Genomic DNA, 25,578 nt, shown 5'->3' on the forward strand with positions numbered 1-25,578 from the left:
CCGCGGTCACCCACCCGATGCCCCAGGCCGCGCCGGGCTGATCGACGGCGCAGCACTGCATTCTCTGGGAGCCTGAATGAGCTGATCGCCGACTTCGAGAGTGTCAATGCCCCCGCCCGATCCCCAAGCCGTGGCCACCAAGCGGGCCAGGCTCACTGGCGCTCGCCCTCGCGGACCTAGATCCCCCTCCGTCCTTTCTACGCCGTCCTCCCCATCCGCACCCCATCGAGTGGAGTTGGAGTGGTGAAGTATCAAGAGGGCCTGGCGTGGTAGCGGGCATGTCGCCGTGGTGACCGCGAATGGCCGCTACTACCTGAGGCACGGCAAGCATTCCCGACAAGTCCGGGCAGAGAAGGAACGGTTGGAGGGTGACGCCGCTCGAGCCGCGCTCGCCCTGGCCGACGAGGAGGCCGAGCGGGCAAGAGGCCAGTTGTCGAAGCACTGCGCAACAACGTCTACGAGCGGGGCACCGCCTGGCTATACACCAGCTGGGATCATCCCCTCGAAGTGCCCAACAGCATGGGCACTTGAGATGTGCGCTCTCGTCATCTCGCCGTCCCGACCCGATTCACCACGTTCTGCAGCTTGCCGAACAGTGGGTCCAACGTGACCGCCCCACCCAGAATTCGCCAAGCCGGAACCCGGATGATCCGGTCCACGGGCTCGGACTTCGCTCCCGTACCTCCGGAGGGCAGCCCTATGAGCAAGTCCCCGCGTGCGTGCATCAGCCGCAGATGACGGGCCGGGTCCTGGCCATGCTCGGGCCCGGGATCGATGAGGACCGCCGTGTTCGCCCCGTCCACAGTTAACAGCAGATCTACGGTGTGCCCTCCGACTCCCGCTGTGCGCTCCAGTTCCGTGACGCCACGAAGACCTAGGTACTCCTGGAGCCGGTCCCCGAGTTCTTCACGCGATGCTGACAGCGACCGCGCCCCCAGGACTGAGTCCTGTTTCGTTTCGACCCTCGCTCGCAGAACTGCTGCCCGCTCCGCGAGCAGCGCCGGCAGGCCGGCCTGGCCTTGCCAGAAAGCATGGCTACCCACAGTGATCAGCTGCGACTTGGCTCGGGTGACTGCTACGTTCCACAGGTTGACCTGGCTCGCCACCCAGTGCGTCGTACGGGGCGGGGTGTTGTCGGTGGCCACGGGGCTCAGCACCATCACGTCGCGCTGCCCTCCCTGGAAGGCGTGAACTGTACCGACCCGCACCCGATCGTCATCTGCCCACACTTGTGCCAGCGCTTCCTTCTGAGCGCGGAACGGTGTGACCACCCCGACCGTCGCATCGTCGGGCAGCCGTATCAGCAGCTCGTCCACCGTCTTCCGCACCTGTGCGGCTTCGGCCGCATTACGCCAGGACTGTCCACCGGCACCGCGCGCGGACTCTCCGTGCGATACGTCCACCCACCCCAGCACCGGAGCCGGGTCGATCACCCCCACGGGGTCGACAGCCGAGACCTGGTTCCGGACATCGGTTAGGACCTGCAACTGACCCGCGTAGCAATAGCCGTTGACTACGTCTGCGATGGCCGGATGACAGCGATAGTGCTCGTCGAGCAGCAGCGCTGCTTCACCGTGCTGCGCGGCCGCGTGGTACGCCGCATAGACGTGGTAGGTGAGCCGGTCGTCTTCCAACTGGGCCGCACTCAGCCCCGAACGGAGCCTTGCCTGCCGCTCCTGCTGTGCAGTGATCCCGGGAATGTGCCCCAGTTGCATGGGGTCACCGATGATCAATGCCCGTTTCGCCCGGAACAGCAGAGGTAGCACCGATGGAATCGAGCACTGGCTGGCTTCGTCGATCACGACCAAGTCGAAAAGCTTCGGTGTCAGTTCGAGCTGCCGTATCGAGTGCGTGCTGATGGCCCACCCCTTCAGGTGCGCCATCAGACTGCGCTGGCTCCGCTGGAATCCAGAGCGTTGGCGCAACGCTTGGAGCCGCTGGCCCATCAGCGAACGGCCACGGACCATGGCCTCGGCGGCCAGAGCTCCGGCCAGTTCACCGGCTGCCTCCGCCAGGCCGACGGCACTCTCCAGCCGCGCCTCCTTCAGGCTTTCCTCGTCCCGGCCGAGATGCGCCAGTACGAGCTCTCGGAAGGCCCGTTCCACGGCCACGGCCTCCCCAAGAGCCAGGAGGAGTTCGGGCGAGACGGGCCGCTCCCTCACCCAGAGCGGCCATGCGTTCTGCAGGGTGCCCCCTGCGGATCCGGCGAGGGCAGACAGCGCCCGCCCTCGGCGCCACCTGCCGAAGGAGAACCAGCGGGCGTGAGCTGCCTTCCGGGCCCGCCCCTCCCAACGTGCGAGTACCGCGACCTCGCTGTCGGCCCATGCCCGTTCGAGGAGTTCCACAGGCAGCCCGAGCTCGCCCAAGCGCTGGTCCCGTTCCCGGAGCAGCTCCAGCAGACGCACTTCTTCACCGACAAGGCTCGCGGCCTCCACCCGGTGTGCGGCGGATCGCTTATGCCGGTTGCGCAATTCACCGGCCACCGTCGTCGAACTGCGCCCAGGTGCCTCGATGGGCTGGGCAAGCAGCCGTTCCAGCTTCGCGGCCTCACGTTCCAGCGCCGCAGCGTTCCCCGTCCGCATGAGCAATCCCGGCGAGATCTCATCACACCGCTGGGCCACCACATCCACAGCCTCGTTGTTCGTGGACGCGACGAGCACGGACTCCCCCGCGGCGACCGCTGTGGTGACCACTGCGGTCACGACCTCGCTCTTCCCGGTGCCAGGCGGACCCGTCGCGACGGTGAGCGGGTTCGTCATCGCCGAGGTGATCACCTGCTCCTGGCTCTCATTACAGGGCCCTGTAGCCACGACGACCGGAGCATTGCGGCCGGAGTCGATTGGGGCACCGGCGCCCATCAGGAGCGCGTCCAGCGCGGTACCGGGAATCTGTCCTGTGCGCGTGGACATCTGCAGGAGATTGTCCACGAGGGCTTCCGTAGCGATCCGTTCCACCCCCGAGGGCGCGAGGAGGACCGCAGCGTTGTGGGCACCGGGCCGCAGAGAATCCATCACGGACCGCTCGCTGAGTGCGGCCAGGTCGAGCGGCTCCAGCTCGGGCAGTCCCAACTCCGTCAACAACTCCCGTACGGCTGTGACCATTTGAGCGCCGTTGCCCTCCTGCCAGGCCGGCTGCCATCGGGCAAGGAGCTCGGCGGCATCGTCATCCTCGAGCAGCTCCGTGATGACACCCGTATGCAAGGACGGAACTCCGCTGGAGCGAAGTCGGTCGCGACCGTCCTCATCAGGAGCAAGCTCCATCGGCTGGATCAGCAGCGGCGCTATCCGTACCGCGGCCCGTCGCCGACCGTCCCCACCCCGCTCCGGCAGCGTGATGGCCGGATATCCGTACCAGTACTCCTGCAGGCCCGCTTCATCTGTCTGCGCGCCCCTGCTCTTCGGTCTGGGCAGTTGCGGTGGAGCAGGAAGACCGGACCCAAGGCCGCATTGAACGGTTTCGGCCCCCTGCCCCAGCAAGAAGTACGTGGAGCCGCGGCCACCGTCTCGGTCGGGCTGCATCCCGCTCGCTGCCTGCGCACCCAGGCAGCGAGCGTAATAGCGCAGGAGCCGCTGCCGGTCCACCCCGTCACTGGCATCTTGACCGGCCAACTGTTGTGCCTTGAGCAAGGCGGCAGGCTGGGCAGCTCGAGCGCCTTCACGAGGCGGAGCAGGCAGCTGAACCGAGCGAGCCACAGAGCGCGCGAGCGGAAGGGACCGCGTCGCCCGGAACGTGGACTTGGTCGGCCGCTGCTCCTCCGGCACACCGTTACGAACCATCTGCGAGGTCAGGTACTCGAAGAGGTCGTCCGGGGTGATCCAGCCACTGTCCTTGATCCGGCCGCTGCGCAGTCCTTCCACGATCTCGCCGGTAAAGCGGGAGGTACCGAGAGAGGAACCAGCCGGCGCCATGGCCGATGCAGCTTGGAGCGCGTCGGAGGCGGTGATGAAGTACACACCGGTCGGCTTCAGCAGTGTGCTGGGCGCCTCGCGATTGGTTGCGTCTGCCGCACCTTTGGCCGTCCACCCTTGCACGACTGAGCCACTCGAGCAGCAGTCCAGCAGAACGACCTTCGAGGAGGCCCGGCACGACTGGAGCATCCGCTCCAAGAACTCGGCAGGTACGGCAGTGCCCGGCAGATCGTCCGGGTCGGTGTCCCGTGTGAGGAAGTACAACTGCCCGTCGGCTTCGCAGAATTCTCCATGCCCGCTGAAGTAGAGCAGAGCCGTCTCGCTGGCCTGTCGCGCCTCCAGAAACTCCTCGATGGCATGCAGCATCTCAGCCCGAGTGGGCTCGGGAACCATCTCGCACTCGTTGTACATACCGATCTCAAGGCTTTGAAGCACCGCCTGCATGTAATGCAGGTCCGACCGAACGGGCGGGAGATCGGGGTAACGGTCGCTGTCGTATGTGGATACGCCGATGAGCATGGCGTACCGGTCGTTCTGGCTCACTCCGTTCCCGGTCCGTCCTCGTCGTTGTCGGCCGAGGCGCCATGGAGGAACCGCTCGATCTGCTCCTCGTCAGTACGGGCCTCCTTACCGGTGATGCGGAGCGTCGCCCCGTCCGGTCGGGTGATGACCACCGTCCTCTGCGGTACGCGAGCCAGCCACACCTGGATGCCTGCAACGGCCAGGGAGCCGCCGCTGAATACCAACCCGATCAGGTCCGCGACGGGCCCACCTTTGTCGGTGTCGCGCACCGCCTCCCGGCCGGACACATCGAGGGCCGCCCGCGGATCAGCTTCAGCGAGGGTTGCGAGCAGCTCACGCGCCTCACGCCGGGCGCGCAGCGGATCCTCATCAACAATGGAGACGCGATATCCGGTCTGTCCGGCGTGGCTGGCACTCACTCAATCCCCCTCAGGCCCTGTGCAGTACGCACACAGACCTTCGAAGGTATCGACAGCTGCGAGGACCGACACCGCGCATTTCCAAAACTTGCTGATCAATGGCTCGAAATATGCTCCGCGCTTGAGATCGGCCCTTCCGTTCTTGATGCCGGAACGTCGTCTCCTCACGCGCCGGCAGCGAAGGAAACAGCGAGCGTGACATCGACATCCGCGCGACGTCCGACTCCGCGCAGCCGCCGACCGCACCGCCGTCGCCCACCTCTTCGGAGTCCCCTACCACGAAGAGACCCAGCAACACGCCTCCGGAAACGGGCACTTCAGCGGACTCATCCAGCACAACGACACCGTCTTCTACGGACTCACCCCGCCCCGACCACAAACCCCGACCGCTGGACATCGGCACCGCATTCGTCCAAGACGACGACGGTCCCGCCGAACTCGCCATGTACGTCCGGGCCCTACGCCGTTCCGTCCTCCACACCTCTAACGCGGCACCATCTGCCCCTCGCCCATCCACTGCGACGACCTCATGACCCACCGCTCCAGCCCGCGACGAAGCACGGTGCCAACTAAGGCGCGCTCCCGCGCTGTTCGCCCCCTGTGAGACACCTACCGGATGCTGAAGCACCCTGGCGCCGGCGAAGATGCGTTCCAATACGACACATTGATCAAAGGTTGCAACCCTGATCAGGCCCGCTACGCGTTTCACGTCTTCTACAACGGCTGGCCCGAGGGCACCTTCGAAGACGGAACATACTGGGCCCCGCCAGCTCGGTGGAACGCCTGCCCCGGGCTCAGTTCGTACAAGGACTGCAGGCACGCCGAGCCTCGCCACTACGGCTGCGCCATCATCTCCACTCACGACGTCAAGAGGCTCAGCGACGGTGAAGCCACCGTTCCGGCCGCTGGTAGATACCGCGTTCAGAGGTACCTGTCTGAGGCCGTTCCCTGGTCGTACGCCTTCGGTTTCCCGCCCTGGGACCGCAAGCGGGGAGAGGAACGCTGGCATCCCCGGCTAGATCGTGGGGACTGGGTCGATCGCGTCCACGGCACGCTCGAAGTGCTCGCGCGAAGAGGGGGCGCGCGCGGCGCCAGGGACGCCTCAGGACACCTCGGAGGAGTGCCGATCGATCGAGACCAACGGACCTTCGTACTCCCGCCGTACGTCGAGGCGATGCGTGGGAGCGCCCCAGGGCGCTTTGAGCCGGCGTCTGACGACGAAGTGCCTGCTGCGCCTCAGACGGTGATCGTTGAGCGAAAGCCGAAGCGGGCACGGAAGCGGAAGTAGGGGCCCCGTCCTCCCCGGCGGCCACCTGTGCCCGGATCAACTGCGGCTCAGTCGTCGAGCGGCGGCACCGACAGGAGGCCCAGCCGCCTGGAACGGCCAGCCGAGGCCACATTGGATCAGCGGCACGCCATACCCAAGCTGCAGAGCTCTGGCCCGTGCCGCAGGATGACTGACGATCTATCAGAACGAGCGTCAAATGAGCGTCATTTCAGCCTCAAGACATCGCCCGTAACGCCCCCACCTCGCGCGGCCAAAACCGCAGGTCAGGAGCCCTTCGCGGCCGGCTCCAAAATCGCCACGCACTCCACATGATGCGTCATCGGAAAAAGATCGAACGCCCGCAACGTCCGCACCTTGTACCCACCCTCGGCGAAATATCCCAAGTCCCGCGCCAACGCAGCCGGATCACACGCCACATAAGCGATCCTTCGCGCACCCAGCCCCGACAGATGCCGCACCGTCGCCTTCCCCGCCCCCGCGCGCGGCGGGTCCAGGACGATCAGGTCGACCTCCGTGATCCCGGTGCGCGGCAGGACCGCCTCGACCTTGCCCTGCTCGATGCGGACCCGGTCGAAGGAGGCGAGGTTGTGGCGGGCGTCCTCCACCGCGCGCTTGCCGGACTCGATGCCGAGGACCGCGCCCCTCTCGCCCACGCGGTCGGCGAGGGCGCCCGCGAAGAGGCCGACGCCGCAGTAGAGGTCGAGGGCCGTCTCGCCCTTGCGGGGCGTGAGGCCCTGCATCACCGCGAGCATCAGCGTCTCGGCGGCCTTCGGGTGGACCTGCCAGAAACCGCCGCTGCCGACGCGGTAGGTGCGGCCGTCGGCGCGCTCGCGGACGAAGGGGCGGCCGTGGACGCGGTGGACTCCGCCGTCCTTCTCCCCCACCCTCATCACCGAGACGGGCTTGTCGAGTTCGACGATCGGAAGGCGCGCGCCCGGACGCGGCGTCAGGATCACCTGGCGGTCCTGGGAGCCGCTCGCCGCGATCGCCTCGACCGACTCCATGCCGGTCCAGTCGCGCTCTTCCACACCCAGCTCGGTCACGCCCGGGGCAGCGATCATGCAGTGTTCGACCGGCTCGACCTCGTGCGAGCGGTGGCGGCGCAGGCCCGCCTTGCCGGTCGACGCGTCGACCGCGTACTGCACGCGCGTGCGCCAGGCGGGGACCTCGCCCGCGGGGAGCTTGTCGCCCTCCGCCGGCATGACGGTGCCGTCCCAGCCCGCCTCCTCGGGCGTGAGGCCCGCGAGGCGCTGCAGCTGTTCGGCGATGACCTCGCCCTTCATGCGGCGCTGAGCGCCCGGCTTGGCGTGCTGCCAGTCGCAGCCGCCGCAGCGGCCGGGGCCGGCGTAGGGGCAGGGGGCCTCGACCCGGTCCTTGGACGCGTCGAGCACCGTGACCGCGTCGGCGCGCAGGAAGCGTGCGCCCTCCTCGCCCTCGGTCACCCGGGCCACGACCCGCTCGCCGGGAAGGGTGTGCCGTACGAAGAGGACCTGGCCCTCCGACGTACGGGCGATGCAGTGGCCGCCGTGTGCGACGGGGCCGACCTCGACCTCGTACTCCGCCCCGACCAGCGACTTCTTCTCCTCCGCCGGTGACCCCGCCTGCGACTTCTTCGGTTCTGCCTGCATGGCGGGGTGACTCCACTACGTGAGAGGGGGGCGGTCGGACAACGACCGACCAGTCTACGCGGGCTTGCTCGGCTCCTTCGCCCGCTGCTTCTCCACGGGGCCGCGTCGCACCGAGCCCGGAGCGTTCCACTCCGACCGCTTGCGGGCCCGCTTCTTCGCCGCCTCGGACGACTCCAGCTGGTACGGGACCGAGGTCACCATGACGCCGGGGGTGAAGAGCAGGCGGCCCTTGAGGCGCAGCGCGCTCTGGTTGTGCAGCAGGTGCTCGTACCAGTGGCCGACCACGTACTCCGGGATGATCACGGACACCGCGTCGCGCGGGGACTCCTTCCGGAGCCCCTTCACGTACTCGATGATCGGGCGCGTGATCTCGCGGTACGGCGAGTCGAGGATCTTCAGTGGTACGTCGATGTGCCGCCGGTTCCACTCCTCCTTGAGCGCCTTCGTCTCGGCCGGGTCGACGTTGATGCTGACGGCCTCCAGCGTGTGGGAGCGCATCAGCTTGGCGTAGGCCAGGGCGCGGAGCGTCGGGCGGTGGATCTTGGAGACGAGGACGATGGAGTGGACCCGGGAGGGGCGCACGCTGTCGTCGGAGGGGCCCTCGGGGGCGGCGATCTCCTCGGCCACGCGGTCGTAGTGGCGGCGGATCGCACTCATCGTCGCGTAGAAGATCACCATGCCGAGCAGCGCGACCCAGGCGCCGTGGGTGAACTTCGTGACGAGGACGACGACCAGGACGAGGCCGGTGAAGAAGGCGCCGAACGTGTTGATCGCGCGCGAGCGGATCATGTGGCGGCGCTTGTCGGGGCTCGTCTCGGTGCGCAGGTGCCGGTTCCAGTGCCGGACCATGCCGGTCTGGCTGAGCGTGAACGAGACGAAGACGCCAACGATGTAGAGCTGGATCAGGCGGGTCGAGTCGGCGCCGTAGACGACGACGAGCAGGGCCGCCGCGCCCGCGAGCAGCACGATGCCGTTGGAGAAGGCGAGCCGGTCGCCGCGCGTGTGCAGCTGGCGCGGCAGGTAGCGGTCCTGGGCCAGGATCGAACCGAGCAGCGGGAAGCCGTTGTACGCGGTGTTGGCCGCGAGGAAGAGGACCAGCGCGGTGGCGGCGGCGAGGATGATGAACAGGAAGCTGCCGTTGCCGAAGACGGCCTCGGCGACCTGGGAGATCACCGGGTTCTGCACATAGTCCGAGCCGACCGGCGAGCCGTTGTGGACCAGGTCGTGGGCCGGATTCTCGGCCATGCGGACCTTGGTGACCATGGCGAGCGCGATGATGCCGCAGAACATGGTGACGGCGAGGCCGCCCATGAGCGCGAGGGTCGTCGCGGCGTTCTTCGACTTGGGCTTGCGGAAGGCCGGGACGCCGTTGGAGATCGCCTCGACGCCGGTGAGCGCGGCACAGCCCGAGGAGAAGGCGCGCAGGAGGAGGAAGACGAGGGCGAAGCCCGCGAGGCCCTGGTGCTCCGGCTTGATCTCGTAGTCCGCGGTGGGGGCCTTCATGGTGTCGTCGAGGACGAGGCCGCGGAAGGCACCCCAGGCGATCATGATGAAGACGCCCGCCACGAAGACGTACGTGGGGATGGCGAAGAGCTTCCCCGACTCCTTGACGCCGCGCAGGTTCATCAGCGTCAGGAGCACGATGACGGCGACCGCGCAGAGCACCTTGTGCTCGACCACGAAGGGCACCGCGGAGCCCAGGTTCTCGATGCCCGAGGAGATCGAGACGGCGACGGTGAGGACGTAGTCGACCAGCAGGGCGCTGGCGACGGTGAGTCCGGCCCGGGGACCGAGGTTGGTGGTGGCGACCTCGTAGTCGCCACCACCGCTCGGATACGCGTGCACGTTCTGCCGGTACGACGCGACGACGGTGAACATCAGCACCACGACCGCGACGGCGATCCAGGGGCTGAAGTGGTACGCCGACACGCCCGCGATGGACAGGACGAGGAGGACCTCGCCCGGTGCGTACGCCACGGAGGACAGCGGGTCGGACGCGAACACGGGAAGCGCGATGCGCTTGGGCAGAAGCGTTTCGCCGAGCCGGTCGCTGCGCAGCGCGCGCCCGATGAGGATCCGTTTGGGCACGTCGGTCAGTTTGGACACGCAGAGGATCGTAAGGGGTCCATCAAGATGCCGACCACTCCGCTCCCCCAACTGCTCGATTCAGCGGCGCTCCGGTGCCCCGTATCCGGTCAGCGAGCGCTCCGGCGCACCGGCCGCGGTCGCGTACCTCTTGGTCAGGTGCTCCCCTGCGCGACGCACCGCGCGCGAGGGCCACCAGGTCCGCTCGCCGAGCAGCAGCAGCGCCGCGGGCAGGATCATGACGCGGATCACGAACGCGTCGAGCAGCACGGCCGCAGCGAGCACGAAGCCCATCTGCTTCATCTCCAGGATGTGCAGCATCACGAAGCTCGCGAAGACGGTGACCATGACGAGCGCCGCACTGGTGACGACCTTCGCGGACGAGGCGATCCCGTCCAGGACCGCCTGCCGCGTCGGCACCCCGTTCAGCGCCGCCTCCCGGATCCGGCTGACCACGAAGACCTGGTAGTCCATCGACAGCCCGAAGAGGATCACGAAGAGGAACAGCGGCACCCGCGAGGAGATCCCGCCGAGCGACACGAAGGAGAGCAGCCCCTCGGCCCAGCTCCCCTGGAAGACCAGGGCGAGCAGCCCGAGCGCGGAGGCGGCGGAGAGCAGGTTGAGCACGGCGCCGAGCAGCCCGAGCACGACGGAGCGGAACGTGTAGACCGTCATGACGAAGGTGGTCAGGAGCAGCAGGCCGAGGACGAGCGGCATCTTCTCGTTCTGGTGGGCGACGTAGTCGATGCCGCGCGGGACGTCGCCGGTGACGGCGGTCTCGGCGCCGGCCACCGCGCCGACCGTGACCGGCACATAGTCCTCGCGGATGCGGTCGAGCGACTCGGTGGCCTTCTTCGAGTACGTCACGTGCGGCGCGAACACCTCGAGGGTGGTGACGCGGCGGTCGTCGGACCTGTGGATCCGCGGCTCGCCCGCATGGTGCGCGAAGAGCGGGTCGGCCTGGGTCTTGCGGTCGAGCTCGCGCAGCCGGCCGTCGACCACGGCCGACTTCGAGGCGTCGGCGCGCACCACGATCTGGTGCCGGATGCGCAGGTCGGGGAAGTCGGCGAGGAGCTTGTCGTAGTCCTTCATGGCCGGGATCGACCGCGAGAAGCTGTCCCGGGACGGGTCCTTGAGGTGCAGGTCGAGGGCGGGCAGGGCGAGCCCGACCATGGCGAGGACGGAGACGAGGAGCGTGGCCGCGGGGTGCTTGCGGGCCGGGGCGAGGAGCGCCGTCCACACCTTGCCGTTGCGCATCTCCCCCTTCTTCGCGTACGGCTTCGGGGTCTTGCCCTTGGCGGCGCGGCGGGCCGCCCGGCGCTCCGCGCTCCGTCCGAGCCGGACGAGGAGCGCGGGCAGCACGGTCACGGAGCTGACGACCGCCACGGCCACGACGAGGATGGTGCCGGTGGCGAGCGAGGAGAAGATCACGTCGTCGGCCAGGTAGAGCGTCGCGGTGGACACGGCCACGGCGAGGCCCGACATCACGATGGCCCGGCCCGCCGTCGCGGCGGCGGCCTCCACCAGCGCCTCGGAGCTCAGCCGCCCGCCCGCGCGGGCCCGCTCCTCCCGCTCCCGCTTGAGGTAGAAGAGCGTGTAGTCGACGCCGACGGCCATGCCGATCAGCAGGATCATGCTCATCCCGACGCCGGTGTCCGGCACCAGGTGCGAGGCGACCATCGACAGCCCCATGGCCGCCATGATCGAGGTGATCGCGAGCAGCAGCGGCACGCCCACCATGACCACGGAGCCGAAGACCAGGGCCAGCGTGATCAGCGTGATGGGCAGCGTGATCTTCTCGGAGAACGCGAGGTCGTCGTCGCGCTGGTCCTCGACTCCCTTGCTCACGGAGGCGTTGCCGGACTCCTCGACGACCAGGTCCGGGTGGGCCCGCTGCACCTTCTCGGTCTCCGCGAGCAGCGCGGGGACCTTCTCCCGGTCCTCCTGCTCCTCGCCCTTCAGGGCGACCTGCACGCGCAGGGCCTTGCCGTTCGCGGAGCGGACCGGGGCCTCCACGTCGAGGACCTCGGGCAGCTTCTTCATGCGGGCGGTGACGTCCCGCGCCACCTCCTCGGCCGCCGCGCGGTCCAGCGGGCCGGACTTGGCGCGGATCACCACCTGGTCCGTGGACCTGGTCTGCAGGCCGCCCTCCGTCGCCATGGCCTCGGCGCGCCCCGCCTCGCCGACGCCGAAGTCCGCCGATGTCGCGGCGTTCGTCCCCAGCGCCATCCCGCCCGCCAGGCACAGCACCACGAACACCAGCCACCCGACGATCGCGCGCCCCGGGTGCAGCGCGCTCCACCGCGCCACGCGCACCGTGGCCGATCGCTTCCTCGTCACAGCCATCCCTGCTCTCACAGCCCCACCCTCATCAGTTCCCGCGTTTCATGTGTCAGTTCGGACTTACATGTAAGTGGAGGCTGACAGGTGAAGGTTCGGACCGTCAACCCTGAGATCTTTCGGGGGCGCCCGGGCCGGACATCAGGGCTGACGTGGATTGACAGCGAAACCCGCCATGCGTAAGTCTTGGCTGACAGGTTCCGGAGAAGCGCGAGGGCGAGCGGTGGGCGAGGCCGACAAGGCGGACGAGGCCATGGACAGCACCGAGCTGCTGGCCTTCCTCGCCGCCGTGGGCCATGAGCAGCGCATCCGGATCATCAACGAACTCGCGGACGGCCAGCTCTACGTCAGCGAGCTGGCGCGCCGGCTCGGCGTGTCCCGGCCGCTGCTCTACATGCACCTGGAGCGCCTGGAGAAAGCCGGTCTGGTGACCGGGAACCTGGCGCTCTCCGAGGACGGCAAGGCCCTCAAATACTTCGAACTGGCGCCGTTCGACGTGCAGTTGAACGTGGCTGCGATCACCGCAGCCGTCCGCCAGGATCCAGCGGGCACGCCCGGACAGCACTCAGACAAGGGGACGCCCTGATGGACGACGTGATCATCCCGGTCGCTTTCTTCCTCATACTCGCCGGCGCCGTCGTGGCCGTCGCGTACTTCCAGTCGCTGCGCAATCGCGAGCGCGACCGGCAGTGGGCCGATGCCATGGAGCAGTACCGCGTGGTGGTGGAGCGCGCCCGGACGGAGCAGGAGGCGACCAAGCTCCAGCTCGTGGAGATGAGCCACCAGGTCAAGGCCCTGGAGAAGCTCCTGCTCAGCGTGGACTGAGCGGACCGAGTGACGCGCCGAGCAGCAGGGGGACCGACCCGGCGTCGCCGAGCGGGATCGGCCGCCTCCGGTGCGCAACCGGAGCTGCACGGGGGTGCCGTCGGCGGACCGCGCGTGTGTAGCTTGGGGCTCGGTCTGAGACGCTTTTACCGTTCAGCCTGAGCACAAAGTATTGACACAGCCGGAAGGACGGTCGTGCACATCGTCATCATGGGCTGCGGAAGAGTGGGTTCCGCTCTTGCCCAGACCCTGGAACAACAGGGGCACACGGTCGCCGTGGTCGACCAGGACCCCACCGCCTTCCGCCGCCTGGGCTCCGGCTTCGGCGGACGCCGGGTCACCGGCGTCGGATTCGACCAGGACACGCTGCGCGAGGCCGGCATCGAGGAGGCCGGGGCCTTCGCCGCCGTCTCCAGCGGCGACAACTCCAACATCATCGCCGCCCGCGTGGCCCGCGAGATGTTCGGCATCGAGAATGTCGCGGCGCGCATCTACGACCCCCGCCGCGCCGAGGTCTACCAGCGCCTGGGCATCCCCACGGTCGCCACGGTCCGCTGGACCGCCGACCAGATGCTGCGCCGACTCCTCCCGTCCGGCGCCGAGCCCCTGTGGCGCGACCCCACCGGCGGCGTCCAGCTCGCCGAGGTGCACACCGCGCCGTCCTGGATCGGCCACAAGATCAGCCAGCTGCAGGAGGACACCGGCGTGCGCGTCGCCTTCCTGACCCGGCTCGGCGAGGCGATCCTGCCGACGTCGCAGACGGTGCTGCAGGAGGGCGACCTGGTGCACGTGATGATGCGCACCGACGAGGTCAGCAAGGTCGAAGCGGCGTTCGCCGAGGGCCCCGAGGAAGGCGGTCACTGATGAGGGTCGCCATTGCCGGAGCCGGTGCGGTGGGCCGTTCCATCGCCGGTGAGCTCCTGGAGAACGGGCACGAGATCCTGCTCATCGACAAGGCGCCGACCGCCATCTCGGTCGAGCGCGTCCCGCAGGCCGAGTGGCTGCTCGCCGACGCCTGCGAGATCACGTCGCTGGACGAGGCGGCGCTGCAGCGCTGCAACGTGGTCATCGCGGCCACGGGCGACGACAAGGTCAACCTCGTCGTCTCCCTGCTCGCGAAGACCGAGTACGGGGTCCCGCGGGTCGTCGCCCGCGTCAACAACCCCAAGAACGAATGGCTGTTCAACGAGTCGTGGGGCGTGGACGTCGCCGTCTCCACCCCGCGCCTGATGTCGGCCCTGGTCGAGGAGGCGGTGAGCGTCGGCGACCTGGTGCGCCTGCTCCGCTTCAGCCACGGCGACGCCAACCTCGTCGAGCTCACGCTCCCGCCCGAGTCCGCCCTCGCGGGCACCCAGGTCGGGGACGTCGAGTGGCCCGAGGACACCTCGCTGGTCACCATCATCCGCGGCACCCGCGTCCTCGCCCCCACCCGTGAGGACTCCCTCGAGGCGGGCGACGAGCTCCTGTTCGTGGCCGCACAGGCCCGCGAGGAGCAGCTGGAGGACCTGCTGTCGGTGCGGCGCGAGGCGTAGCCGCATTACGTGAGTGGGGGGGGGCCCGGGGGGGGGGGGGGGGGGGGTTTGTGGGGGGGGGGGGGGGGGGGGGGGGGGGGGGGGGCGCCGCGGGCGCACCCCCGATACCGGACTTCTGTTCGCTGGTGGATCGCCGGACGCTCCGTCCACGCGCTGCTGCTGATGACGCTCGCCGCGCTCGCGGTGTTCTCCGTCCTCATCGGCGTGGTGTGGACGCTGACGGAGAGCTCACCCCGCTCCGTGGAGGAGCGGTTCACCGACGTCGAGGGAGTTCTCGACATCAGCCTGACCGTGCTGCGCGCCGGCGTGGGCACCGACAACCTCGACCCCGAGCCGCACTCCACCACCCACCAGCTCCTCGCCACCCTCGCCTCGGTGACCGGCGCGCTCGCGCCCGCTGTACTCCTCGGCATCGTGGTGATCAAGATGTTCGCCCTGCGGCCCTTCGTGTGGCGGGAGAAGGCGAGCATCTCGCACGCGTGGACCGCCGACTTCCCCGGCTATGCGCGCGAGCACGCCGAGAGCCAGGCCGCGATCATCGCGGTGCGCTTCTACAACCGCTTCGACAACCTCTCCGTCGTGGACCTGCGCGCCCGCGCGCACCTGCGCTACCTGGAGCGCTCGCCGCACGACGGCAGCCTCGTCATCTACAAGAAGTGGCTGAAGGTCCTGGACGAGAAGGGCCAGCCCGCCGACGAGCGGTACTGGCTCGCGGTCGAGCGCGGGGCGCCCTTCACGGTGTGGATACCGGTGGGGGCGCCGGTGCCGGAGCTGCCGTTCACCGAGATCCAGGAGAAGGACCTCAGCCGGTCGTACGGCGTGAAGCTGCTGGTGCGGCTGACGGCGCGGACCGTACGCCTGGGCACCGAGGTCGCCGACGAGCGCTGGTTCGACGTGGACGAGGGCGACTTCGAGCTCGGGCGCTTCGTCCCGCTCCAGCCGGACCTGGAGCGGGACGTGTGGACGTGGGAGGGGTGGGACGGCTTCGACGAGCTGCTGCCGCCGCCTACGGCCCCGGAGGAGGACTGAACCGCCGTACGGCTACGCGTCGCGCTTCTTCAGCAGCGCGTACCCGCCGATCAGCGCCACCACCACCCACGCGACCATGATCGCGAGGCCGCCCCAGGGCCCGTACGGGGTGTCGTCGTCGAACGGCGTCTTGACCTGCATGATCTTGCTGCCGGCCTGGTCGGGCAGGAAGCGGCCGATCTTCTTGGTCGCCGAGACGTTGCCGAGGATGTTGGAGATCAGGAAGAAGAACGGCATCAGGATGCCGAGCGAGAGCATCGGGCTGCGCAGCATCGCCGCGACGCCCATCGAGAACATCGCGATGAGCGTCATGTAGAGCCCGCCGCCGATGACCGCGCGCAGCACGCCCGGGTCGCCGATGTGCGCCCTGTGGGTGCCGAGCACCGACTGGCCCACGAAGAACGCCAGGAAGGCGGTGGCCATGCCGACGACGAGGGCGAGCGCGGTGGCGACGGCGACCTTGCTGAAGAGGAACTTGCCGCGCTGCGGGACGGCCGCGAGCGAGGTGCGGATCATGCCGGTGCTGTACTCGTTCGAGACCACCAGGACACCGAAGACGATCATCGCGAGCTGGCCGAGGCTCATCCCGGCGAAGCTGATGAAGGTCGGGTCGAAGGTGAGCTTGTCCTCCGTGCTGAGCTTGTCGTAGTCGTTCTTGGACAGAATGCTGATCAGCAGCCCGAGGGCGATGGTGACGACCACCGCGAGGCCGAGCGTCCACACCGTCGACGACACCGAGCGGATCTTGGTCCACTCCGACTTCAGAACCCGTGTCGATGACATCGGCTCAGCCCTCCTGCTGCTTCTGCGGTGACTGCTGCGACCACTGACCGCCCCAGCCGCTGGTGTCCGGGGGCTTGGTCTCGGAGTGCGCGTGGTACTCCACGGACTCGGCCGTGAGCTGCATGAACGCCTCCTCCAGGGAGGCTTGTTGCGGGCTCAGCTCATGCAGGACGAGCTGGTGCTGCGCGGCGAGTTCACCGATCTCGTCGGAGGAGCGGCCGTCCACCTCGAGGGTGCCGTTGCCCGCCTCCACGGCGGCGATCCCGGCCTCGTGCAGCACATCGCGCAGCCGCTCCTGCTGGGGGGAGCGCAGCCGTACGTAGCCGCGGGAGTTCTGCTTGATGAAGTCGGCCATCGAGGTGTCCGCGAGGAGGCGGCCCTGCCCGATGACGACCAGGTGGTCGGCGGTCAGCGCCATCTCGCTCATCAGGTGCGAGGAGACGAAGACCGTGCGGCCCTGGGCGGCGAGCCCCTTCATCAGGTTCCGGATCCAGTGGATGCCCTCGGGGTCGAGCCCGTTGACCGGCTCGTCGAACATCAGGATCTCGGGGTCGCCGAGGAGCGCGCCCGCGATGCCGAGCCGCTGGCCCATGCCGAGCGAGAAGCCCTTGGCCTTCTTCTTGGCGACCGCGGTGAGCCCGACCGTGTCGAGGACCTCACGGACGCGGCTCGCGGGGATGCCGTTGGACTGTGCGAGGCACAGCAGGTGGTTGTAGGCGCTGCGGCCGCCGTGCATGGCCTTCGCGTCGAGCAGGGCGCCGATGTACTTCAGCGGGTGCCTGATCTGGTCGTAGGCGCGGCCGTCGATCCGGACGCGGCCCGCCGAGGGCCGGTCGAGGCCGAGCATCATGCGCATGGTCGTGGACTTGCCCGCGCCGTTCGGCCCGAGGAAGCCGGTGACGACACCGGGGTGCACGGTGAAGGTCAGGTTATTGACGGCCACTTTCTCGCCGTACCGCTTGGTCAGCCCCTCGAGCTCGATCATGACCGCAACGCTAAAACGGGACAAAGCCCCCTGCCACTTAGGCGTGGCAGGGGGCTTCGTCGTGCCCCGAAGGGGTGGGGACTAGCGGGTCTGCTGCGCGGGGACCCCGCGAGAGATCGGCTCGTCCTCGGCGGGCGCACCGGCGGCGGCCACGGCCGCACCGGTGAGCGTCGCCAGCATCTCGCGGACGTTGGTCAGCTGGGCGTTGATCGAGTCGCGACGGTTCGTCAGCGCCGCCAGCTCGCGCTCCGATTCGCTGCGGATGCGGTCGGCCTTGGCATTGGCGTCCGCCACGATGTCCTCGGCCTGGCGCTGGGCCGTCTCGACCGTCTGGCGGGCGCGGCGCTCGGCGTCCGTGCGGAGCTTCTCGGCCTCCAGGCGGAGCTGCTCGGCGCGGTGCTCGATCTCCGCGAGCCGCTTCTCGGCCTTGGCCTGACGCGAGGCCAGGTCGCGCTCGGACTGCTCACGGCGCTTGGCGAGGTTCGTCTCGAAGTCCGCGGCCGCCTGGGCGGCCTTGGCGCGGGTCTCCTCGAAGAGGGCGTCCGCCTCCTCGCGCTTGGACTGCGCGTCCTTCTGCGCCTCGGCCCGCAGCGCGTTGGCCTCGCCCTTGGCCTTCTCGACGATCCGGACGCCCTCGTCCTCCGCCTTGGCCTTGCGCTCGGCGGCGAACGACTCGGCGTCGTTGCGCACCTGCTGGGCGGCCGACTCGGCGAGCTCGCGGTGCTGCTCGGCCGCGCGCCGGGCCTCCTCGCGCAGGTCCTTGGCCTCCTCCTCGGCGAGGCGGAGGATCTTCTCGACGCGCGCGCCGAGCCCGGCGTACGACGGCTCGGCGTCGGCGACCTGGGCCTGGGCGTTCTGCGTCTCGAGGTGGAGCTCCTCGATGCGCTTTTCCAGAGCAGTGATACGAGCAAGAGCGCTGTCACGGTCGGAGACGAGCTTGGAGATACGTTCGTCCACCTGAGCGCGGTCGTACCCACGCCGCACAAGCTCGAAGCCGTAGGGGGAAGTGTCGCTCATGGGGTTCCTGTCGAATGAGACCGGTGAGGTGATAGAGGGAATCCTAGGGGTCCAAGCGGCGTGTCATCGAGCAGATGCCCGTTTGATCTGGAGAATGACACCCCTTTTGAGTGGCGTACCGCCGGAGCGCTTGCCAGCAACAGTGCCGAAGGTCCTTGCCAAGCACGGGAGATGCTCTTTGGCTAGCCCTCTGACGGCTTGCCACTCGAACGAGTTGACCCGGCCGCGGCTGTGGCCTTGACGCCACCGTCCTTGCCTGCGCTCGGTGGGGCCTCGAAAGATTCCAACGCTTCCAGCACGTCCTGGACACGGGAAATCTCCGCATTGATGTCCTCGCGGCGTCTGACCAGGACGTCGAGTTCGCGCTTGCCGTCGTCGACCATGCGCTGCGCCTCGGCCTCGGCCGCCGCCTTGATGCCCTCGGCCTCGCGCACCAGCTCGGCCTTCTTCTGCTCGGCCTCCTTGAGGAGCGCCTCGGCCTTCTTGACGGCGGCGATGCGCACCTTGCCCGCCTCTGAACTCGCGTCCGAGACCAGCTCCTTGGCCTTCGCCTCCGCCTCGGCACGCTGCTCCTCGGCGGCCTTCACCAGCGCGTCGCAGCGCTCGCCCGCGGCCTTCATCTGCTCCGCCGACTCGCGCCGGGCCCGCTCGTGCAGCTCCTCGATCTCGGCGGTGAGGCGGTCGCGCTGCTCCTCCGAGCGCTCCCTTATCGCCGTCGCGTCCCGGCGCGCGCCGACCAGCAGCTCGTCCGCGTCCGTACGGGCCCGCTCCACCAGGGAGTTGCCCTCGACGGTCGCCTCCGAGACCAGGCGGTCGGCCTCCGTGCGGGCGGCGCCCACCATCGTGTCGGCCTGCGCCTCCGCGTCGGTCGTCGCCTTCAGCGCCTTCTCCTGCGCGTCAGTTGTGAGCTTCTCGGCCTCGGCGGCCGCCTCCGTGATGAGCTTGTCGACCTGCTCGGCGGCCTCGGAGCGGCGCTTGTTCGCGGCCTGGCGGGCCTCGTCCAGGGTGCGCTCCGCCTCGTCGCGGGCCTCGGACGTGAGGCGCTCGGCCTCCGTCGCCGCGTCCGCCTTGACGCGCTCGGCGTCGCTGCGGATCCGCTCGGCGTGCTGCTGGGCGGAGCCGACGGTCTCGGCGGCCTCGGCGCGCAGCCGCTCCGCGTCGCCCGACGCGTCCGAGATGAGCTTCTCGGCCTTCGCCACCGACTCCGCGCGCACCCGCTCGGCCTCGGCGGTGGTCTCCGCCTGCAGCCGCTCGGCCTCACTGGTGGCCTCGCCGATCAACGTGTCGGCCTGGCTCGCGGCGTCGCTGCGGATGCGGTTGGCGTCCTCGCGGGCCTCGGCGCGGGTACGGGAGGCGTCCTGCTCGGCCGACGCGATGGCGTCCGACGCCTCCGTACGCACCCGCTGGGCGTGCTCCGCGGCGTCCGCGCGCATCCGCTCGGACTCCGCGATCGCCTCCGAAACCGTGCGCTCCGCAAGGGACTTGGCGGCCTCGGCCTCCTCCGCCGCCTCGCCGCGCGTGCGGGTGGCGTCCTGCGAGGCCCGCTCCCGCTCCGCGTACGCGTCGGCGCGGACCCGGTCCGCCTCGTCCTGAGCCTCTTTGCGGGTGCGCTCCGCCGCGTGCTCGGCGGCGCTGCGCAGGCCCGCGATCTCCTCCTGCGCCTGCTCCTGGAGCCCGGCCACGGAATCCCGTACGGACTGGGCCGTCGACTCCGCGTTCGACACCAGCTCCGTGGCCCGCCGGTCGGCCTCCTCGACCAGGCGGACCGCCTCGGCCTGGGCCTCCTCGACGCGGTTGCGCGCCGACGCGAGGAGCTCCTCGCTCTGCTCGCGGGCCCGCTCGCGCTCCTGATCGGCCTCCGCGCGCGCGGAGCTGAGGGTCTCCTCGGCCTCCCGGCGGCGCCGCGCGGCCTCCTCCTGGGCGGCGGAGAGCGCCTCGGCGGCCTCGGTGGACAGGCGCTCGGCGGCGGCGGTGGCCTCGGCGCGGACACGGTCCGCGGACTCCTGGGCCTCCGACTTCAGCCGCTCCGCCTCCGCGGCGGCCTCCGAACGCAGCCGTACGGCGACGGCCTCGCCCTCGGCGCGCGCCTGCGAGGCGTCCGAGGCGGCCTCGGTGCGCAGCCGCTCGGCCTCGGTCTCCGCCTGCGACTGCAGCGTACGGATGCGCTCGGCGGCCTCCGTGCGCAGCCGCTCCGTCTCGTCGGCGGCCTCCTTGCGCAGGCGCTCGGCCTCCGCGCGCGCGTCCGTCAGGGACTGCTCGGCGGTGGCCAGGCGCTCCTCGGCCTCCGTGTGCAGCCGGGTCAGCTCCTCGGCGGCCTCGGCCTGGCGTGCCGCTATGGCCCGCTCGGTCTCCTCGCGCTGCGCCCGCGCGGCCTGTTCGGCCTCGGACTTGGTGGCCTCGGCCTGCTCGGCGGCCTCCTCGCGATGCCGCTCGGCCTCCGCGCGGGTGCGCTCCAGGGTCTCCTCGGCCTGCTTGCGCAGCGTCGTGGCGCGCTCGATGGCCTCGGTGCGGACCCGCTCGCTCTCGGTGGCGGCGGAGGTGCGCAGCTCCTCGGCGTCGGCCTTCGCCTTCGTCAGCAGCTCCTCGGCGGAGCTGGCGCCTTCCTCGATCTTCTGGACGGCCTCGCGCCGGGCCTCGCCGCGGATCCGCTCGCCCTCGGCGACCGCGTCCGCCCGCAGCTGCTCGGCCTCGCCCCGAAGACGGCGGGCCTCCTCCTGCAGCTCGACGGTCTTGGCGCGGTACTCCTTGGTGTCGTCCTTCGCCGCGCCCTTGAGCTCCTCGGCGATGTCGTGCGCCTCGCTGCGCAGCCGGTCCGCCTCGGCCTCGGCCTCCGAGCGCAGCCGCTCGGCCTCCTCGGCGGCGGCCTTCGTGGTCGACTTGGCGTCCTCCGACGCCTTGTTGAGGACCTCCTCCGCGGTGCGCGCGGCCTTGGCGAGCTGGGAGGCGGTCTCCTCGGCCGTGACCGTACGGGCCTTCTCGCCGGCCTCCGCGATCAGCTTCTCGGCCTCGGCCTTGGCGTCCGCCACGGCCTGCTCGGCCTCGGACTTGGTGGCCTCGGCCTCCTTGGTGGCCTCGCTGACCAGCCGCGCCACCTGCTCCTTGGCGGTACGCGTGCGCTGCTCGCCGGCGGCCTCGGCGGACGCCAGCTGCTTGGCCGCCGCCTCCTTGGCCTCGGCGATGACCTTCTCCGCCTCGCTGCGCGCCTCGCGCAGGGCGGTCTCGGCCTCCGCCATGCGCTGCTCGGCGGTGCGGGCCAGCTCGGCGGACTGGCGGCGGGCCTGGTCCGACTCGGTCGCCGTGGAGGAGCGCAGCTGCTCGGCGTGGTCGGTGGCCTCCTGGGCCTGCGTCGACGCCGCGTTCAGGAGGCGCTCGGCGTCGGTGCGGGCGCGGCGCAGGATCGCGTCGGCCTCGGTGCGCGCCGACTCGGCGTCGCTCGCGAGGCGCTGCTGGGCGGTCTCGGTGAGGCGCTCGGCCTCGGCGCGGGCGGCGGCCAGGGCCTGGTCCGCCTCGGTGCGGGACTCGTCGAGCAGGCGGCGGGCCTGCTGCTCGGTGCGGGCGCGGAGCTGCTCGGCCCACGCCACGTTCTCGTTGACGTGCGACTCGACGGTCTGGCGGCGCTCGTTGAGCTCCTGGTCGAGCTGCTGGCGCCGGGAGACGGCCTCGGCGTGCAGCTCCGACTGGAGCCGGGACTGCTGTTCGGCGTGCTCCTGGAGGATGCGCTGCGTCTGGGCGCGGGCGTCGCGCAGCTCGCGCTCGGCGTCGGCGCGCAGCTGGTCGGCCTGGACCTGGGCATTACGGAGCAGCTGCTCGGCCTGGTAGCCGATGTCCGCGCCGTCGTAGGCAGGGCGGGACGCGAGGTTGCGGCGCGCCTCGTGCAGCTTGGCGCGCAACACCTCGACCTGGTAGCCGAGGTCCTCGGCGTGCTGGATGGCCTTCTCGCGCTCGGTCTTCAGCCGGTCCATCTCGGCCTCGAACCGCGAAAGGCTGTCGGTACGGCCTGCCTCAGCCCGCGAGCTCTCCTGGCGTTCGTAGCCCCGCACTGCGCGGTCCCATCCGTCCGGTCGCAAGTCTCTCCAAACGAACCCCGTCCATCCGCCGAACGGGGCCCCCGGGGAATGGTGTCAGATCAACAGCGGAGCAGGGGCCGCACTGCCCCGACGCACGCCCCCCGATACCCGGACCCCGGTTCGCGACCGCCCCACGAGTGGACGGCCGCACCCAACCCTACCGGCCCAAGTATGCGGAGGTCAGTGCTCCGGGGAGTCCTGGGACGCGGAGGTGACCAGTTCCGTGAGGACTCCATGGCAGTCCTTGGGGTGCAGGAACGTGATGCGGGAGCCCATGGAGCCGATCCGCGGCTCTTCGTAGAGGACCCGTACGCCCTTGTCCTTGATGGCGGCGGCGTCCCCGTCCACGTCCGCGGTGCCGAAGGCGATGTGGTGCACGCCCTCGCCGTTCTTGGCCAGCCACTTGCCGACCGCGGAGTCCTCGCGGGTGGGCTCGAGGAGCTGGAGGTAGGAGGCGCCCCCGTCGCTCGTCTCATTGATCTTGAGCATGGCCTCACGCACGCCCTGCTCCTCGTTGACCTCGGAGTGGAACACCGTGAAGCCGTACGTCTTCTCGTAGAACTCGACGGTCTTGTCGAGGTCGAAACAGGCGATCCCGATGTGGTCGATTCGCGTCAGCATGCTTCAAGTGCAGCGCGCCGGAAGGCGATTACGCAACGTGCGCGCGATCACACCGGATGGCCGGTGACGCATGGCTTACCGCTCAGTACATTCAAGTAAACCCTCGTTCACTCTCCTCAGCTTCAACGCTGGAAGGGGCCGTGCCACATGTCTGGAACGACCGGAACCACCTCAGTGATCGTCGCGGGCGCGCGCACGCCCATGGGCCGTCTCCTCGGTTCCCTGAAGTCCTTCTCGGGCGCCGACCTGGGCGGCTTCGCGATCAAGGCCGCCCTCGACCGTGCGGGGATCGGCGGCGACCAGGTGCAGTACGTGATCATGGGGCAGGTGCTGCAGGCCGGGGCGGGGCAGATCCCGGCGCGCCAGGCCGCGGTCAAGGCGGGCATCCCCATGAACGTCCCCGCGCTCACCGTCAACAAGGTCTGCCTCTCCGGCCTCGACGCCATCGCGCTCGCCGACCAGCTGATCCGCGCCGGTGAGTTCGACGTGGTCGTCGCGGGCGGCCAGGAGTCCATGACCAACGCCCCCCACCTGCTCCCCAAGTCCCGTGCGGGCCACAAGTACGGCGCCATCGAGATGCTCGACTCCATGGCGCACGACGGGCTGACCGACTCCTTCGACGGCGTCGCCATGGGCGAGTCGACGGAGAAGCACAACACTCGCCTCGGCCTCGCCCGCCCCGAGCAGGACGAGATCGCCGCGCAGTCGCACCAGCGGGCCGCCAAGGCGCAGAAGGACGGCCTGTTCCGGGCCGAGATCACCCCGGTCGAGATCCCGCAGCGCAAGGGCGAGCCGGTCCTCGTCTCCGAGGACGAGGGCATCCGCGCGGACACGACGGTGGAGTCCCTCGCCAAGCTGCGCCCCGCCTTCGCCAAGGACGGCACGATCACGGCCGGTTCGGCCTCGCAGATCTCCGACGGCGCCGCCGCGGTCGTGGTCATGTCCAAGGCCAAGGCGCAGGAGCTGGGGCTCGACTGGATCGCCGAGATCGGGGCACACGGCAATGTGGCGGGCCCGGACAACTCCCTCCAGTCGCAGCCGTCGAACGCGATCCTGCACGCCCTGAAGAAGGAGGGGCTCGGGGTCGAGAACCTCGATCTGATCGAGATCAACGAGGCTTTCGCCGCGGTCGCGGTGCAGTCAATGAAGGACCTCGGGGTGTCCTCGGAAAAGGTGAACGTCAACGGCGGCGCCATTGCCCTCGGTCACCCGATCGGTATGTCCGGCGCCCGTCTCGTGCTGCACCTCGCCCTTGAGCTGAAGCGGCGCGGCGGCGGTGTGGGTGCGGCCGCGCTGTGCGGTGGCGGCGGGCAGGGCGACGCGCTGATCGTGAAGGTGGCCAAGGGCTGAGCCCCGGCGGGCGGCGTCCGTGACGGCGCCGCCGCCGGTCGCTCTGCCCGCGCTTTCGTACGCCCGCACTTTCGTACGTAGGAACGGAGCTGTGATGCAGGACGTCCCCTCGCTCGTGGCACAGGCCCGGGAGGGCAGGCCGCGGGCCGTGGCCCGGCTGATCTCACTGGTCGAGGGGGCGTCCCCGCAGCTGCGTGAGGTGATGGCGGCGCTCGCCCCGCTCGCCGGGCACGCCTATGTCGTCGGCCTCACGGGGTCGCCCGGCGTCGGCAAGTCCACATCGACGTCGGCCCTGGTCAGCGCGTACCGGCGGGCCGGGAAGCGGGTCGGGGTGCTGGCCGTGGACCCGTCGTCGCCGTTCAGCGGGGGCGCGCTGCTGGGCGACCGGGTGCGGATGTCCGAGCATGCGTCGGATCCGGGCGTCTACATCCGCTCCATGGCCACGCGCGGGCATCTGGGCGGCCTCGCCTGGGCGGCACCGCAGGCGATCCGGGTGCTGGACGCGGCGGGGTGCGACGTGGTGCTGGTGGAGACGGTGGGGGTCGGGCAGTCGGAGGTGGAGATCGCCTCGCAGGCCGATACGAGTGTGGTGTTGCTGGCCCCGGGGATGGGGGACGGCATCCAGGCGGCCAAGGCCGGGATCCTGGAGATCGGCGACGTGTACGTGGTCAACAAGGCGGACCGCGACGGCGCCGACGCGACCGCGCGCGAGCTGAACCACATGCTGGGCCTCGGGGAGTCCCGGTCCGCCGGCGACTGGCGGCCGCCCATCGTGAAGACGGTGGCGGCGCGGGGCGAGGGGACCGACGAGGTCGTCGAGGCGCTGGAGAAGCACCGGGCGTGGATGGAGGAGCGCGGGGTGCTGAACGAGCGGCGGGTGGCTCGGGCGGCGCGGGAGGTGGAGACGATCGCGGTGACCGCGCTGCGGGAGCGGATCGGGGATCTGCGGGGGGACCGGCGGTTGGGCGCCCTGGCGGAGCGGATCGTGGCGGGGGAGCTTGATCCCTATCGGGGCGCGGATGAGTTGGTGGAGGGGGTTACGGGGGGTCGGGGCTGAGGCTCTGCCTCCGGCGGTTCTTTCCCCGGTCCCGCCCCTTCCCGAATCCGCCGATTCCGTCGCCCCCGGGGCACCGATATCGCCTCAAGGGCTCGTGCGAAAAAGCCCGTCGGGGGCGATAG

At 69.9% G+C, this 25,578-nt stretch carries 17 protein-coding genes; 7 read left to right on the forward strand and 10 right to left on the reverse strand.

Features of this window, described 5'->3' with window-relative positions; all coding sequences use genetic code 11:
* Positions 1-545: 545 nt before the first annotated feature.
* The 5 genes from ACFWYM_RS30930 to ACFWYM_RS30950 all read right to left on the reverse strand — a co-directional run bounded on the left by ACFWYM_RS30930 (position 546) and on the right by ACFWYM_RS30950 (position 12,190).
* Complete coding sequence (locus tag ACFWYM_RS30930) at positions 546-4,451, reverse strand: AAA domain-containing protein (RefSeq protein WP_384844675.1); 3,906 nt, start codon at positions 4,449-4,451, stop codon at positions 546-548.
* The gene (locus ACFWYM_RS30935) at positions 4,448-4,849 is read right to left on the reverse strand and encodes a hypothetical protein (RefSeq protein WP_384844678.1); all 402 of its coding nucleotides are present in this window, start codon (positions 4,847-4,849) and stop codon (positions 4,448-4,450) included. Before ACFWYM_RS30935 ends, ACFWYM_RS30930 begins: the two co-directional genes overlap by 4 nt.
* Positions 4,850-6,400: 1,551 nt before the next feature.
* The gene (locus ACFWYM_RS30940) at positions 6,401-7,765 is read right to left on the reverse strand and encodes a class I SAM-dependent RNA methyltransferase (protein ID WP_384844681.1); all 1,365 of its coding nucleotides are present in this window, start codon (positions 7,763-7,765) and stop codon (positions 6,401-6,403) included.
* A 54-nt stretch (positions 7,766-7,819) separates the two neighbouring features.
* Positions 7,820-9,871 carry an APC family permease gene (locus ACFWYM_RS30945; RefSeq protein ID WP_384844684.1) on the reverse strand — a complete coding sequence of 684 codons (2,052 nt, stop codon included), beginning with the start codon at positions 9,869-9,871 and terminating at the stop codon, positions 7,820-7,822.
* Positions 9,872-9,931: 60 nt separating this feature from the next.
* Positions 9,932-12,190 (reverse strand): MMPL family transporter, encoded by a 2,259-nt coding sequence (locus ACFWYM_RS30950; RefSeq protein WP_384844687.1) that lies wholly within the window; start codon positions 12,188-12,190, stop codon positions 9,932-9,934.
* 253 nt (positions 12,191-12,443) lie between these two features.
* On the opposite strand from ACFWYM_RS30950, the gene ACFWYM_RS30955 reads away from it, so the two are divergent.
* The 5 genes from ACFWYM_RS30955 (at position 12,444) to ACFWYM_RS30975 (ending at position 15,576) form a co-directional block, all read left to right on the forward strand.
* Entirely contained in the window at positions 12,444-12,776 is a 333-nt protein-coding gene (locus tag ACFWYM_RS30955; protein WP_384844727.1) for an ArsR/SmtB family transcription factor, read from the forward strand.
* Positions 12,776-13,015: a hypothetical protein gene (locus ACFWYM_RS30960; protein ID WP_384844690.1), complete on the forward strand. Its 240-nt coding sequence runs from the start codon at positions 12,776-12,778 to the stop codon at positions 13,013-13,015. Before ACFWYM_RS30955 ends, ACFWYM_RS30960 begins: the two co-directional genes overlap by 1 nt.
* Positions 13,016-13,210: 195 nt before the next feature.
* Entirely contained in the window at positions 13,211-13,879 is a 669-nt protein-coding gene (locus ACFWYM_RS30965) for a potassium channel family protein (protein ID WP_384844693.1), read from the forward strand.
* Positions 13,879-14,547 carry a potassium channel family protein gene (locus ACFWYM_RS30970; protein ID WP_384844696.1) on the forward strand — a complete coding sequence of 223 codons (669 nt, stop codon included), beginning with the start codon at positions 13,879-13,881 and terminating at the stop codon, positions 14,545-14,547. Before ACFWYM_RS30965 ends, ACFWYM_RS30970 begins: the two co-directional genes overlap by 1 nt.
* Positions 14,548-14,709: 162 nt before the next feature.
* Positions 14,710-15,576, forward strand: coding sequence for a hypothetical protein (locus tag ACFWYM_RS30975; protein ID WP_384844699.1), 867 nt, complete (start codon positions 14,710-14,712; stop codon positions 15,574-15,576).
* A 12-nt stretch (positions 15,577-15,588) separates the two neighbouring features.
* Here the strand turns inward: ACFWYM_RS30975 and ACFWYM_RS30980 are convergent, their stop codons facing one another.
* From ACFWYM_RS30980 to mce, 5 genes are all read right to left on the reverse strand, one after another.
* A complete protein-coding gene (locus tag ACFWYM_RS30980; protein WP_384844702.1) occupies positions 15,589-16,359 on the reverse strand; it encodes an ABC transporter permease in 771 nt (256 codons plus the stop codon).
* A 4-nt stretch (positions 16,360-16,363) separates the two neighbouring features.
* The gene (locus ACFWYM_RS30985) at positions 16,364-17,344 is read right to left on the reverse strand and encodes an ABC transporter ATP-binding protein (protein WP_384844705.1); all 981 of its coding nucleotides are present in this window, start codon (positions 17,342-17,344) and stop codon (positions 16,364-16,366) included.
* A gap of 81 nt (positions 17,345-17,425) precedes the next feature.
* Entirely contained in the window at positions 17,426-18,361 is a 936-nt protein-coding gene (locus tag ACFWYM_RS30990; protein ID WP_384844708.1) for a cellulose-binding protein, read from the reverse strand.
* Positions 18,362-18,543: 182 nt separating this feature from the next.
* Entirely contained in the window at positions 18,544-22,401 is a 3,858-nt protein-coding gene (gene scy / locus ACFWYM_RS30995; RefSeq protein ID WP_384844711.1) for a polarized growth protein Scy, read from the reverse strand.
* Positions 22,402-22,608: 207 nt separating this feature from the next.
* A complete protein-coding gene (gene mce / locus ACFWYM_RS31000) occupies positions 22,609-23,049 on the reverse strand; it encodes a methylmalonyl-CoA epimerase (RefSeq protein ID WP_384844714.1) in 441 nt (146 codons plus the stop codon).
* 147 nt (positions 23,050-23,196) lie between these two features.
* On the opposite strand from mce, the gene ACFWYM_RS31005 reads away from it, so the two are divergent.
* Both ACFWYM_RS31005 and meaB read left to right on the forward strand, forming a co-directional pair.
* Positions 23,197-24,399: an acetyl-CoA C-acetyltransferase gene (locus ACFWYM_RS31005; protein ID WP_384844717.1), complete on the forward strand. Its 1,203-nt coding sequence runs from the start codon at positions 23,197-23,199 to the stop codon at positions 24,397-24,399.
* 94 nt (positions 24,400-24,493) lie between these two features.
* Positions 24,494-25,456, forward strand: coding sequence for a methylmalonyl Co-A mutase-associated GTPase MeaB (meaB, locus tag ACFWYM_RS31010; protein ID WP_384844721.1), 963 nt, complete (start codon positions 24,494-24,496; stop codon positions 25,454-25,456).
* The last annotated feature ends 122 nt before the right edge of the window (positions 25,457-25,578 follow it).

Origin of the sequence: Streptomyces sp. NPDC059009, from assembly GCF_042740175.1 — a bacterium.
Lineage (GTDB): Bacteria > Actinomycetota > Actinomycetes > Streptomycetales > Streptomycetaceae > Streptomyces.